General features: G+C 42.8%; 12 protein-coding genes and 1 pseudogene. 2 read left to right on the top strand and 11 right to left on the bottom strand.

The genetic code is table 11. The features are described 5' to 3' along the window. The first annotated feature begins 149 nt into the window (after window positions 1-149). On the top strand, window positions 150-1157 hold the full coding sequence (locus CJF29_RS13145) for an SDR family oxidoreductase (RefSeq protein ID WP_099145892.1): 1008 nt from the start codon (window positions 150-152) through the stop codon (window positions 1155-1157). A gap of 139 nt (window positions 1158-1296) precedes the next feature. On the opposite strand, the gene CJF29_RS13140 is transcribed toward CJF29_RS13145, so the two are convergent. The 4 genes and pseudogenes from CJF29_RS13140 to CJF29_RS13125 all read right to left on the bottom strand — a co-directional run. After that, window positions 1297-1845 carry a hypothetical protein gene (locus CJF29_RS13140; protein WP_004295778.1) on the bottom strand — a complete coding sequence of 183 codons (549 nt, stop codon included), beginning with the start codon at window positions 1843-1845 and terminating at the stop codon, window positions 1297-1299. A gap of 135 nt (window positions 1846-1980) precedes the next feature. Further along, window positions 1981-2676 carry a response regulator transcription factor gene (locus CJF29_RS13135; RefSeq protein ID WP_099145891.1) on the bottom strand — a complete coding sequence of 232 codons (696 nt, stop codon included), beginning with the start codon at window positions 2674-2676 and terminating at the stop codon, window positions 1981-1983. A 12-nt stretch (window positions 2677-2688) separates the two neighbouring features. Continuing rightward, entirely contained in the window at window positions 2689-4206 is a 1518-nt protein-coding gene (locus CJF29_RS13130; RefSeq protein ID WP_004295781.1) for a sensor histidine kinase, read from the bottom strand. A 144-nt stretch (window positions 4207-4350) separates the two neighbouring features. Continuing rightward, window positions 4351-5136 (bottom strand): annotated as a pseudogene (locus CJF29_RS13125) (aspartate-alanine antiporter); the annotation flags it as partial. 167 nt (window positions 5137-5303) lie between these two features. Between CJF29_RS13125 and CJF29_RS13120 the strand changes: the two are divergent. Then, the gene (locus tag CJF29_RS13120) at window positions 5304-6971 is read left to right on the top strand and encodes a formate--tetrahydrofolate ligase (RefSeq protein WP_099145890.1); all 1668 of its coding nucleotides are present in this window, start codon (window positions 5304-5306) and stop codon (window positions 6969-6971) included. Window positions 6972-7268: 297 nt separating this feature from the next. On the opposite strand, the gene glyA is transcribed toward CJF29_RS13120, so the two are convergent. The 7 genes from glyA to CJF29_RS13085 form a co-directional block, all read right to left on the bottom strand. Next, window positions 7269-8549, bottom strand: coding sequence for a serine hydroxymethyltransferase (gene glyA / locus CJF29_RS13115; protein WP_004308877.1), 1281 nt, complete (start codon window positions 8547-8549; stop codon window positions 7269-7271). Between the two features lie 134 nt (window positions 8550-8683). Continuing rightward, complete coding sequence (locus tag CJF29_RS13110; protein ID WP_074636048.1) at window positions 8684-9421, bottom strand: porin family protein; 738 nt, start codon at window positions 9419-9421, stop codon at window positions 8684-8686. A gap of 16 nt (window positions 9422-9437) precedes the next feature. Next, window positions 9438-10007: a flavin reductase family protein gene (locus CJF29_RS13105; protein WP_004325806.1), complete on the bottom strand. Its 570-nt coding sequence runs from the start codon at window positions 10005-10007 to the stop codon at window positions 9438-9440. Window positions 10008-10023: 16 nt separating this feature from the next. Continuing rightward, the gene (pyrI, locus tag CJF29_RS13100) at window positions 10024-10485 is read right to left on the bottom strand and encodes an aspartate carbamoyltransferase regulatory subunit (RefSeq protein ID WP_074556995.1); all 462 of its coding nucleotides are present in this window, start codon (window positions 10483-10485) and stop codon (window positions 10024-10026) included. After that, the gene (gene pyrB, locus CJF29_RS13095; protein ID WP_004325807.1) at window positions 10482-11423 is read right to left on the bottom strand and encodes an aspartate carbamoyltransferase; all 942 of its coding nucleotides are present in this window, start codon (window positions 11421-11423) and stop codon (window positions 10482-10484) included. Before pyrB ends, pyrI begins: the two co-directional genes overlap by 4 nt. A gap of 112 nt (window positions 11424-11535) precedes the next feature. Next, entirely contained in the window at window positions 11536-12315 is a 780-nt protein-coding gene (locus CJF29_RS13090) for a DUF4373 domain-containing protein (RefSeq protein WP_004318109.1), read from the bottom strand. Between the two features lie 23 nt (window positions 12316-12338). Then, complete coding sequence (locus CJF29_RS13085) at window positions 12339-12683, bottom strand: SH3 beta-barrel fold-containing protein (RefSeq protein ID WP_004318110.1); 345 nt, start codon at window positions 12681-12683, stop codon at window positions 12339-12341. Window positions 12684-12742 lie beyond the last annotated feature (59 nt).

Genomic DNA, 12742 nt, shown 5'->3' with positions numbered 1-12742 from the left:
TTCATTCCTCAAATCAGTAATAAGGGTACAAGAATCAGTAATCTGTATACTACATAAACTTGCGGGAGGAAAAATAAATGGCAATGATTGCTGGAAGTAAGTCATGGAATTGATATATTTGCTCCGGAGAATATAAAAAAACAGGTTTTATGAAAGCATTATTCATTGGAGGAACGGGTACTATCAGTACAGATGTAGTTGCATTGGCGCAACAGAGAGGGTGGGAGATTACTCTCCTTAACCGCGGCTCAAAAAAAATGCCGGAAGGAATTCACAGTATCATTGCGGATATTAATGATGAAGAAGCTGTGGCAAAAGCCATCGCACTTGAACATTACGATGTGGTTGCGCAATTCATCGGTTATACGGCAGAAGACGTAAAGCGTGATATCCGCCTGTTTCAGAATAAAACGCGGCAATACATCTTTATCAGCAGTGCCTCTGCCTATCAAAAGCCATTAACCGATTATCGCATTACCGAAAGCACTCCTCTGGTCAATCCCTACTGGCAGTATTCCAGAAACAAGATAGAAGCGGAAGAGGTATTGATGTCAGCCTACCGGACAAGTGGTTTTCCGGTGACCATCGTTCGTCCCAGCCATACCTATAACGGAACCAAACCTCCCGTAGCCGTACATGGAGATAAGGGAAACTGGCAGATTCTCAAACGGATTCTTGACGGAAAACCTGTCATTATTCCCGGTGATGGCTCCTCTTTGTGGACACTGACTCACTCCAAAGATTTTGCCAAAGGCTATGTCGGACTGATGGCGAATCCACATGCTATTGGTAACGCTTTTCATATCACTACCGATGAAAGTATGACTTGGAATCAGATTTACCAGACAATCGCCGATGCGTTAGACAAACCTCTGAACGCATTGCACGTGGCATCCGATTTCCTTACCAAACATAGCGATCATTATGATTTCAGGGGGGAACTCTTAGGAGATAAAGCAGCTACGGTTGTTTTCGATAATTCGAAGATAAAGCGGCTCGTCCCGGATTTTATATGCCATATCTCCATGGCGGACGGATTGCGGCAAGCTGTACATTATATGCTTTCTCATCCGGAAACTCAAACACCCGACCCGGAATTTGATTCGTGGTGTGACCGTATAGCCAATGCAATCAGTGCGGCAGACAAAGCCTTCTGATTTTCCTGATTTTAATAAGTACCTGCCACTAATTAATTGCTATTTTTTAGGCACGGATTACACGGATTAACGCGGTTATTTTTCAGCAATGATAACCCTAAAGACCGTGACATACGTGTAATCCGTGCCTAATTATTATTTAATAAGGAACATTTCTTCCTTGCTGCACCTCAATTCGTATTCCGAAATTACCATTGGCAGATTTCAGTTCGAACGCTCCCCGGAAATTATTCCTTTCCCAAGGCATAGCGCTACGGTTAGGCACCCGCCAGCCATCCTTGTTGTAATCTCCGTAAGTATTGATTCTCATTCCGTTTTTCAGTTTGAAAGATCCCATCTGCATAAACTGTGGAGAAGAAGACAATCCCCAACCATATCCGTATCCAAAACCGGCAAACCCGGAGTAAGAAGACGAAGAAAAAGAGTCGGTGAATCCTTGAGAATAGGTAATATCCGTGTTTAAACGAAAGAGCTGATTATAATCTTTCGTCATATTAGGCATATCTAAATTAAACTTGGGAAGTTCGGGAGTTGCTACGTTCATTAACCCCATATCCAGTAGAAAACCACCAAACTCCTTGATATTGGTAGATGGAGCACGACGAATACTATCGGAAGGAATTTCCGACTGTGCGGATGCAAAACCGACCGATAATATCAGCGAAAGAAATAGAATCAGTTTTTTCATCTTCGTAAAGGTTGATTTACTACAAAGATAGATAATTTCCACCTGACTATCCGCTTCCGTTATGTTTTCTTAGAAAAAAACTGTTGTGCAAATGCGGTAGTCTATTATTCATGGCACTTTGCGGTGTTAAAGAGTTTAGTTGACAATCAGTTTATAACCGATTCCCCGTACATTGACAATACGTATCTGTTCATCTTGCGAGAGCTTATGCCGCAATTTGGTAATGAACACATGCAAGCTTCGGGAATTGAAAAAACTGTCGTCTCCCCAAAGTTCGAGCAAGACATCCTGCGTGTTGACCACCTGATTCCGGTTCTCGCAAAGCCGTTTCAAGACTTCCGATTCACGATGAGAGAGTTCCTGTCTCGTTCCTGCGTGTAATAAAGTTTGTGCAACAGGATCAAACAGATAACTTCCTATCTCAAAATGATTGGCAACCTTGTTCTCAGTGAAGAGAAAAGCCTTTCCCATCAGTGCTTTGATTCGGATAATCAGCTCTTGTATACCGAAAGGCTTTTTCAGGTAATCGTTCGCTCCGAGTTCAAACCCCTCCACCACATCATTGATGGCCGAACGGGCAGTCAGGAATAAGACAGGAGTCTGTTTATCCGTCTGGCGGATGCGACGTACCATTTCAAAGCCATCCATTTTCGGCATCATCACATCGGCTACAAGTACATCCGGATGAAGTTCGAAGAAAAGGCTTAGCCCTTCCTCACCGTCATTCGCCGTATGAATGATAAAATCATTTTCTTCAAGTGTATCCTTGATAATCATGGCGAGCGTCTGTTCGTCTTCTACCAGTAATACGGTAATTTTGTTTTTACTCATGATTTTATGGGTTTATAAAGTAATGGTAAAAGTGCTTCCTTTGTCCGGTTCACTTTTTACGGTGATAGTCCCTCCATGTTTTTCGACCATGCTCTTTACGTAGAACAGTCCTAGTCCGTAACCTTTTATATTATGAAGATTACCCGTCGGGACCCGGTAGAATTTATCAAATATGTGCTTTTGTTTATCAAGTGGAATCCCGATTCCCCGGTCGGTAACGCTGACGGTTACTGTCCCCCCAGTCTGTCGGCAGGAAATAGACAATTCGGCTTCCTCTTTCGAGTATTTCACTGCATTATCTATCAGGTTACTGATGATGTTGCTGAAATGCGTACGGTCGGCTACAATGACAAGCGTTTCCGGTTGAATATCCAATTCGATATGTACAGGCTTGTCCGCTTTTAGCTGGTGCTGCTCCATGAGCGGAGTAATCAACTCCTTCAGGTTGATTTCCTCCGGATGCAAACGAAACGTTTTGCGACGCTCCATTCCCATGGATAAAATCTGTTCCACCAGCCCGCTAAGCCTTTGCAACTGCTCCTGACTGATGCGTAGATACTGGTCGCGCTTGCTTTTCTCTTCCGCCTGGTTAAAGTTCAGTAATGCGTCATTAGCCGCATAGGCTACGGCAATGGGAGTCTTTAATTCGTGCGTGATATTATTGGTAAAATCACTTTTCATTTCATCCAGCGTTTTCTGTTTCAGAAGCGTCCGGATAAGGAACCAGAAAGAGAATCCGAGAATCAGAAGAATTACAAATGAAGTGACCAGAATACCTGTCATCTGCTTTAACACCAATGAATTGATCGGCTCGAACACCAGTTGGTAGCGTTGGCTGTGATGCATATTAAATTCATAGTCATAGCGGATTGCCTTGGGACTGGGGATATAACTGCTATCTCCCGCAATACCTAATGTATCGGTATATACAATGGAAGAATCGGCACTGATCCCGGTATAAATCAAAAGAGTGTGATGAGGAATAGAGAGATTATGCTCTTTCATCACATGGGTGAGCAAACTGTCATATCGCTGCAGGTTGACATCTATATAAGTGTCCACCCCCGAATGAATACCCTGCTGAATACTCATTAACAGCTCCTTTAGCGAATCTTGCTTTTTCAATAACACATCCAGCCCGTTCTCGCTACTTGCAACAGGTGTAGAATCTTCCGGAGCGTTACCAACGGCCTTTACCGTATCCGTGGTTGTTTCTGTCCGGGAGTGTATCGTATCCTGACGGCTACTATCCGTATAAGAAATCGTTTGTTTAGTCACTAATGAATTGCCGTCCGCATCATATCCGGCTGATACCGTCAGCGAACCGTGTTCCACATTATCTTTTTGCAAATCATTTACCCGGAGCACGACCTCGTTAAAGTCACTCGTCCGCATCGCATCTCTGATATTGCTCTCCATTTCCATCTTCATCGACCGGTAAAGCCCTGTCAACCAATAAGCTTGATAAACAAAGATTCCGATTAACGAGCAGATAACCAGTATGACGATATGTTTTAGTGGTAATTTCATACTGACAAAGATAATAGGAAACTATTCTTATTCTTCTCTTTGATAAGACTAAATAACACTAGATAAGCCAGTGATAACGCAAATTTCCATTTTTTCTACCGTATTTTGTCGTATTCCAAAAATAAAGACGAAATGAAACGGATTCACCACTCTTTTTTGACGAATCCGTTCTACAAACAGCCGTTTATCATTTTTACATAGATAAGCTTCGAGTTCACTGACTTTCTTTCCTTTGTCAAACCATTCATTGGTGATTTTATAAGCACGGAACACAACCGGACGAAGAGCCGGGGAAAATCCGGGTTCGTCAGCTTCCGATGTTCCCATTTGAGCCTCCAATTCCTTGCAGTCAGCCTTCACCTTATCTAGTCCACCCAGCATTTTAGGGCCGAGAGAAGCCAGAATCCACGCCGAACCGGCCGTTCCGAAAATATAAGTTACGGCATACGCTACCGGAATTGCATTGATGAACGTGGCTTTCTGTGCATCGCTGATTCCCAGCTGGTTGATCGTATCGCTTGCCACGCCGATAACGGCGGATATTGTTTGTGAGCCTGCCAACAGTCCGGCAGCTTCTCCTACATGATATCCCATGATTTTGGCCAGTATCCACGGGGCTACCAGACTGACAATACACATCAGTACGGCAAATCCCACTTGTGGCAGGCCGTCTTTCTTCAATCCGCGGAAAAACTGCGGACCTACCTTATAGCCAACGGCAAATAAGAAAAGCAGAAAGAACACAGCTTTCATCGGACCATCTACAGTGATATTCAGTTGTCCGACCAATACTCCGACCAGCAGAACGCTGGTGACTGTCCCCAAGGAGAATTTCCCTATTTTGAGTCTGCCAAGCCAGAACCCGGCAAAGAGCGTCAGGAAAATAGCAAGTTCAGGATGTACCCTTAGTTGATTAATAATCCATTCCATAATTAAGTTGTTGTTTTAGGTTATGTCATTTACAATAGTTATAGCGTAAAAAGAGTTTGTTGTGTTATGAAAAATAGAGATATAATATCCGCCGAACTTTAAATTTCTCTATTTCGCTTTTTTGTTATACTTTTGTTCCTTCAAAAATAAAACTAATCATATTCTGTATGAAATCAGACATAGAAATAGCTCGCAGTATTGAGCTGAAGAAGATTAAGCAAGTTGCCGAAGGTATCGGAATCCCTCGCGAGGAAGTGGAGAATTATGGCCGCTACATAGCAAAGATCCCCGAACAACTGATTGATGAAGAGAAAGTGAAGAAAAGCAATCTCATTCTGGTAACTGCTATCACAGCAACCAAAGCGGGCATTGGCAAAACTACAGTATCTATCGGTCTCGCTTTGGGATTGAATAAAATTGGAAAGAATGCGATTGTCGCTCTTCGCGAGCCGTCTCTCGGTCCATGTTTCGGAATGAAGGGAGGAGCAGCCGGTGGGGGATATGCACAAGTGCTTCCGATGGACAAAATTAACCTCCATTTTACAGGGGATTTTCATGCCATCACTTCTGCTCATAACATGATTTCTGCTTTACTCGACAATTATCTTTATCAGAATCAGGCAAAGGGCTTTGGACTGAAAGAAATTCTTTGGCGGAGAGTGCTTGACGTGAACGACCGTTCGTTGCGCAGCATCGTTGTCGGCCTCGGACCTAAATCGAACGGGATTACCCAAGAGTCCGGTTTCGATATTACTCCTGCTTCGGAGATTATGGCAATTCTTTGCCTTTCCAAAGATGTGAGTGATCTGCGTCGCCGTATTGAAAATATCCTGTTGGGCTTCACGTATGACGACCAACCTTTTACTGTGAAAGATTTGGGAGTGGCAGGAGCCATCACCGTGTTGTTGAAAGATGCTATCCATCCTAATTTAGTGCAGACTACCGAAGGAACCGCTGCTTTTGTACATGGTGGTCCGTTTGCTAATATCGCACATGGTTGTAACTCTATTCTGGCCACTAAATTGGCAATGTCTTTCGGTGATTATGTAATAACAGAAGCTGGATTCGGTGCCGATCTCGGTGCAGAAAAATTCTATAATATCAAATGCCGCAAGAGCGGACTCCAACCACGTCTCACGGTGATTGTCGCTACGGCACAAGGATTAAAGATGCACGGAGGTGTCAGTCTCGACCGTATCAAAGAGCCGAATATGGAAGGACTGAAAGAAGGATTGCGTAATCTGGACAAACATGTTCGCAATCTTCGTTCATTCGGTCAGACGGTTATCGTAGCTTTCAATAAGTTTGCGTCCGACACCGATGAAGAAATGGAATTGCTGCGTGAACATTGCGAACAGTTGGGAGTCGGTTTTACCATCAACAATGCGTTCAGTGAAGGAGGAGAGGGAGCAGTAGATATGGCCCGTCTGGTAGTAGATACCATAGAGAACAATCCGTCCGAATCTTTACGCTACACTTATAAAGAAGAAGATAGCATACAGCAGAAGATTGAAAAGGTAGCCACTAATATTTACGGAGCCAGCGTTATTACTTATAGCAGTATTGCCCGCAACCGTATCAAACTGATCGAGAAAATGGGAATTACTCATTATCCGGTTTGTATTGCGAAAACACAATATTCATTTTCTGCCGATCCAAAGATTTATGGTGCGGTAAACAACTTCGAGTTCCATATTAAAGATATTGTTATCAATAACGGAGCTGAAATGATTGTAGCCATTGCCGGAGAAATTCTTCGTATGCCGGGATTACCCAAGGAGCCGCAGGCATTGCACATCGATATTGTGGATGGAGAAATAGAAGGATTGAGCTAAAATATATACCCGTCTTTCCCTATGAAATAAAATGTGGAAAGACGGGGATGACTGTATATAGAGTCCAGTGCGCTTCTGTTTTCTCTTCTTGCACACTGTACGGTTGAATTCGTCCTTGCTATGAGTGATATATGACATCATATATTTCTTTTATAGTAAGAAAAACGAAAATATGGACAGATGGTTCGGGCGGGACCGTTAATAAATAAAAAAAGCCTGCTCCTTTCACAAAGAGCAGACCTTATAAATAAGAAATAAAGCTGATAACAGTGAAGCTATTAGCTTTGAAATCGTTTTTTAATAAGCAAAAAGAGGATATTTCTTCATTGTCTCATTGACACGTGCACGTACTTGTGCAATAACTTCCTCATTTTCTACGTTAGACAATACAGTCTCGATCATTTCAGCAATTTCGAGCATCAAATCTTCTTTTGCACCACGAGTTGTGATAGCAGGAGTACCCAAACGGATACCGGAAGTCTGGAAAGCTGAACGGCTGTCAAACGGAACCATGTTCTTGTTAACAGTAATATCGGCAGAAACCAATGCTTTTTCTGCCACTTTACCTGTCAGTTCGGGATATTTGCTACGCAGGTCGACCAACATAGAGTGGTTGTCTGTACCACCGGAAACGATGGTAAAACCACGGTCGATTAAAGCCTGTGCAAGTACAGCAGCGTTCTTTTGTACTTGTTTAGCATATTCCTTAAATTCAGGTTGCAGGATTTCACCGAAAGCAACTGCTTTAGCAGCAATTACATGTTCCAACGGTCCGCCTTGGATTCCCGGGAATACGGCAGAATCCAGTAATTGAGACATCATCTTGATCTCACCTTTCGGAGTGGTCTTACCCCATGGATTGGGGAAATCCTTACCCATCATGATGACACCACCACGAGGTCCGCGAAGTGTTTTATGTGTAGTAGAAGTGACGATATGTGCATATTTAACCGGATTTTCGAGCACTCCGGCAGCGATCAGGCCGGCAGGGTGAGCCATGTCGATCATCAGGATAGCGCCTACTTTGTCGGCGATTTCACGCATACGTTTGTAATCCCATTCACGAGAGTATGCAGAACCACCACCGATAATCATTTTCGGTTTCTCACGTAGAGCGACTTCTTCCATCTGGTCGTAGTCAACGCGTCCAGTTTCCTGATTCAGGTTATATTCGCAAGGAGTATAGATGATACCAGAAGTGTTTACCAGTGAGCCATGAGAAAGGTGTCCGCCGTGTGCAAGATTTAATCCCATGAATTTGTCGCCCGGATTCAGAACTGCGAGGAAAACAGCAGCATTAGCTTGTGCTCCCGAGTGTGGTTGTACGTTTGCCCATTCAGCGCCAAAAATTTCTTTCAGGCGGTCGATAGCGATTTGTTCGCTTTGGTCTACTACTTCGCAACCTCCGTAATAACGTTTGCCGGGATAACCTTCTGCGTACTTGTTAGTCAGGCAAGAACCCATTGCCTGCATAACCTGGTCACTCACAAAATTTTCTGATGCAATAAGCTCGATTCCTTTCAACTGACGTTGATGCTCTTTTTCGATGATGTCGAAAATGATGTCGTCTCTTTTCATTCTTTTATAAGTAAGATTAAATTTCTAATTCGAGATACCTATTTTAAGCGCACAAAGTTAATGAAAATAAATAAAGAATGAAGGAAGTACAAGAAAAATGTTAGTAAAAAGCCGGATTTAATGATATTTTATTCTTAAAGGATGAATCCCAGCGAAAAACTTAATGCACTGTCGCGGCGACGGAAAATAATGTTGCTCACTCCTGTGCTGCCATCAGAATTGATATTGTCGTAAATGATGGACTTGGAGATATTTCCGATGCCTTGTTCGTAGCGGAAATCGAAAAAGATACGGGAGATGTTGACGCCTACACCGATCACTGCACTGACATTAAACGGATACAGCCTTTCGTGAATCCCTTTCTGGTCGAAATTCTTAAAAGTGATTTCATTGTGCTTTCCCCATAAGTAGCGAAGTTTGGGGCCTGCGAAGATAGACATTCCGTAAGGCCCTTTTTTCACCACATTATAGCCGTATAAAATAGGGAAATCCACACTGTGCAACACCGATTGCACCGAAGCATAATCAGGCTCGATGGCAGGATGCTGTGAACCGAGCTTATCGAAAGATATCTCACATTTGCTTACATTATAGGACACTTCCGGCTGAATGAAATGCTTCTTCATGTTGATGCGCATAAAGAGGGCGCCGAAATAACCTATCTTGTAGTTATTCTGCACCTCATCGATAGTTACATCCTTAATTTTCAGTTCAGACACCATGAACATGGAAGAGTTGAATCCCGCCTTGATACCGATATTTATTTTTTTTGTATTGGGGCGGTCTACTTTTTCTGCGTTATAGTTCTGGCCGACAGCCGTGCAGGCTATGGCTAATAAACCGGGAAGGATGAATTTACGCAGCATATTCATGGCAATATCGCACTTTTTATGATTTCTTCTTTTCTACACTCCAACCGAATTTACCGATTTTCTCTCCCAGATTATAATATCCTCCGTGCACATATACCAGCGGATTGGCTTCGGCCAGTTCCAGCTTTCCGGTTTCAGGATTCAGGTTCCGGTCGTCCGCACGCACATTTACTACGTCAGCGATAAACATATCGTGTGAGCCGAGAGAGATGATTTCTTTCACACGGCATTCAATGCAAAGAGGAGATTCTTCAATCAACGGAGCACTGACCACCGTACACTGTCCGGGTGTCAGCTTCATCTCATCAAATTTATGATAATCACGTCCCGAACGAACTCCGCACCAGTCGGTGGCAAAAGCCATATCTTTCGTTGTCAGGTTGATGACAAACTCCATGTTTTTTTTGATAATGTCATAAGAATGGCGTTCCGGACGTACGGATATATAACACATGGGCGGGTTTGTACAAATCGTACCCGTCCATGCTACTGTGAACATATTATATTCGCTTTCTTCCTTTCCGCAGCTGACCAGTACAGCCGGCAGCGGATAGATCATCGTTCCTGGTTTCCAGTCCTGTTTCATAGGCCTATACGTTTATTCAGAGGATTGTAATCTCTTCACGTTTCTGCTCTTTCTCGCAATAATGGCATTTTACGATACAATTATCTTTATCTATCACATGAAAGATAGTGGCCATCGGTTCGTTGTTGGTGATACATTTCGGATTGGCACATTTCACGATGCCCCGAAGTTCATCCGGCATTTTCACCTCTTTCTTTTCCACTACTTCGTAATTGCGGATGATATTCAGCTTGACGTGCGGGGCAACTACTGAAATACGGTTAATCTCTTCGTCGCAGAAGAATTTATCTGCAATCTTGATGATCCCTTTTTTACCTAGTTTCTTACTGTCGAGGTTGAATCCGATAGTGATATTGCTAGTCATCTGTTCCACACCGAGCAGTTGCACTACGGTAAAGAGCTTTTCGGATGGGATATGGTCAATCACTGTCCCGTTTTTCAGGGCAGCTACTTGCAATTCTTGTTTATTTTCGCTCATAATAAAATATCGTTTTTAACGTCATCTAATGTGATACCTAATACATCGCAAAGGATTGCTTCGCGGGCATACAGACCGTTTTGTGCCTGTTGGAAATAATATGCTTTCGGATTGTCATCCACATCGTAAGCTATTTCGTTGACACGGGGAAGCGGGTGCAGGATACGCAGGTTCGGACGTGTGTTCTCCAGCATTTTATTACGGAGAATATATACATTCTTCACCCGTTCATATTCCATCAGGTCGGTGAAACGTTCGCGTTGCACACGGGTCATGTACAGAATATCGGCGTCAGCGATGATCTCTTCGGTAAAATCCGTATGTTCAACGTATTTTATTTGGTGCGTTTTACAGTAAAGTTTGTATTCTTCCGGCATTTTCAGCTCTTCGGGAGCGATGAAGTGGAAAGTCGGATTAAAGTGTCGCATCGCCATCAGCAAAGAATGTACGGTGCGGCCGTATTTCAAGTCACCCACCAGGAAAATGTTCAGATTTTCCAGCGTTCCTTGTGTCTTGTAGATAGAGTAGAGATCGAGCATCGTCTGCGACGGGTGCTGGTTGGCTCCGTCACCTGCGTTGACAATGGGCACCGGGGCTACTTCGCTGGCATACCGTGCAGCTCCTTCGAGATAGTGTCGCATGACGATAATATCTGCATAGTTGCTCACCATCATGATCGTGTCTTTAAGTGTTTCCCCTTTAGAAGAGCTGGTAGCTTTGGGGTCAGAGAATCCGATTACTCGTGCACCGAGACGGTTGGCAGCTGTTTCAAAACTCAAGCGGGTACGGGTAGAAGGTTCAAAGAACAGGGTTGCTACAACCTTTCCTTGTAATAACCGGCGATTGGGGTTCATTTCAAACTGCTTCGCCATTTCGAGCATGTAGAGGATTTTTTCTTTAGAATGTTCGGCAATGGTTACTAAACTTCTGTTTTCCATTTTGTTATCTTTTATGTGGATAGAACTTGTTTTACCGGAGCGTAAAGGTACGAAGAATTTGTGAAAAGCACAGATTTTTCGTACCTTTTTTATCAGCTTTTAATCAGTCGGTTTATTTCCGTCCGCTGGCTAACGCTGCAATGATATATTTCCCCGGTGCTCCGATTTTGCTCCAGGCTGTATTGGAGAGCAGTTTCCACACTTGGGTGCCTTTCCTGCCATAGTCCGATAGCCGGAGAATCGTCTGTTTCTCTTTTGGGTCAGTCACTTTATGGTTGTCCAGGCTCTCCATCAATCCTGCTATGTTGTGTGTAGCCAGATTGTAGGCATACCCCGGAATTTCAATCGAAACAACGTTGGTTTCTTCTTCTTCATGATTTAGTTTAGTTTCCTTTAGTTTAGTTTGTCGAGAAATGTCTGCATTTTCTTGACTCACCTCCTCTTGAGTTTCAAAAATGTCTGCATTTTCCGCGTTCAACTCTTCTTTTTGCATCCCTTTTTTCTTCTTGGTCTCTAATAAATAAGGTAGTTGGGAGAAATCAATTTTCCTTCGTGTAGTAGCTTCAAACCACACCCTTTGAATCTGTTCCGAAGTGAGTATGCCGTATTTTTCGTAGGTTTCCTTATGGAAAAATCCTTTCTCCAATAACAGATCGACAATCTTTTCCATCATATCCTCTTTAATCCCGCCGCCTACTTTACGGACAAAAATCAGGTTTTGTTCCTTTCCCCAAGAGATATAATATCCCTCTTTATATATTTTGCAAAGCAATCGCATGACAATGTAAGAAGCTAACACTCCAAATTTAGCTTCTAATAGTTCCATCACTTCTTCGTCAAAGAAGTTTGCCGGTGTCGGGAAATAAGGTATCCCTTTGTTAATCATATTCATTGTTAAATATATTTTAATCTAAGTTATACAATAGCTTTCCACTCCATCAGGTTCCCGATCATAAATCTTCTCCATCCTTTTTGTTCTTCACTCCAATAGACAATAGACTCTTGTTTTGCTGTGATATTGAATTTTCTATGAAAGAATTTTTCATATCCTACTAGTGTTCCTTTTTCCAGGCAGAATGTGCCATCCTGCCTATGAAAAGCGATCATTGCATTTCCATACAACATGCGTTCTATTAGTCTAATACACTCTTGTACAATTCTCTCTGCGCATTTATCCGAAATCCCCTTTTCAGCAGTAATACGTTTTTTCCATACTAATTTGCAAGCTTCTAACTTACTCTTCCTGATTTTTTGTCTCATTTTCTTCTGTTTTTAATTATGAAAAATAATCTGTTTGAGCGTAAATCTTCCCTTATAGA

This window comes from Bacteroides celer (genome assembly GCF_002632415.2).
Lineage (GTDB): Bacteria > Bacteroidota > Bacteroidia > Bacteroidales > Bacteroidaceae > Bacteroides.
Note: the sequence above shows the minus strand (reverse complement) of the source record. Positions and strands in the feature narration are given on the sequence as shown.

Excerpts from the sequence above, each read along its gene's own strand:
- pyrI (WP_074556995.1), bottom strand. The coding sequence starts at position 10,485 with ATGAGCGAAAATAAACAAGAATTGCAAGTAGCTGCCCTGAAAAACGGG.
- CJF29_RS13110 (WP_074636048.1), bottom strand. The coding sequence starts at position 9,421 with ATGAATATGCTGCGTAAATTCATCCTTCCCGGTTTATTAGCCATAGCC.
- glyA (WP_004308877.1), bottom strand. The coding sequence starts at position 8,549 with ATGAAAAGAGACGACATCATTTTCGACATCATCGAAAAAGAGCATCAA.
- CJF29_RS13090 (WP_004318109.1), bottom strand. The coding sequence starts at position 12,315 with ATGAATATGATTAACAAAGGGATACCTTATTTCCCGACACCGGCAAAC.
- CJF29_RS13130 (WP_004295781.1), bottom strand. The coding sequence starts at position 4,206 with ATGAAATTACCACTAAAACATATCGTCATACTGGTTATCTGCTCGTTA.
- CJF29_RS13145 (WP_099145892.1), top strand. The coding sequence starts at position 150 with ATGAAAGCATTATTCATTGGAGGAACGGGTACTATCAGTACAGATGTA.
- CJF29_RS13140 (WP_004295778.1), bottom strand. The coding sequence starts at position 1,845 with ATGAAAAAACTGATTCTATTTCTTTCGCTGATATTATCGGTCGGTTTT.
- CJF29_RS13105 (WP_004325806.1), bottom strand. The coding sequence starts at position 10,007 with ATGAAACAGGACTGGAAACCAGGAACGATGATCTATCCGCTGCCGGCT.
- CJF29_RS13135 (WP_099145891.1), bottom strand. The coding sequence starts at position 2,676 with ATGAGTAAAAACAAAATTACCGTATTACTGGTAGAAGACGAACAGACG.
- pyrB (WP_004325807.1), bottom strand. The coding sequence starts at position 11,423 with ATGGAAAACAGAAGTTTAGTAACCATTGCCGAACATTCTAAAGAAAAA.
- CJF29_RS13085 (WP_004318110.1), bottom strand. The coding sequence starts at position 12,683 with ATGAGACAAAAAATCAGGAAGAGTAAGTTAGAAGCTTGCAAATTAGTA.
- CJF29_RS13120 (WP_099145890.1), top strand. The coding sequence starts at position 5,304 with ATGAAATCAGACATAGAAATAGCTCGCAGTATTGAGCTGAAGAAGATT.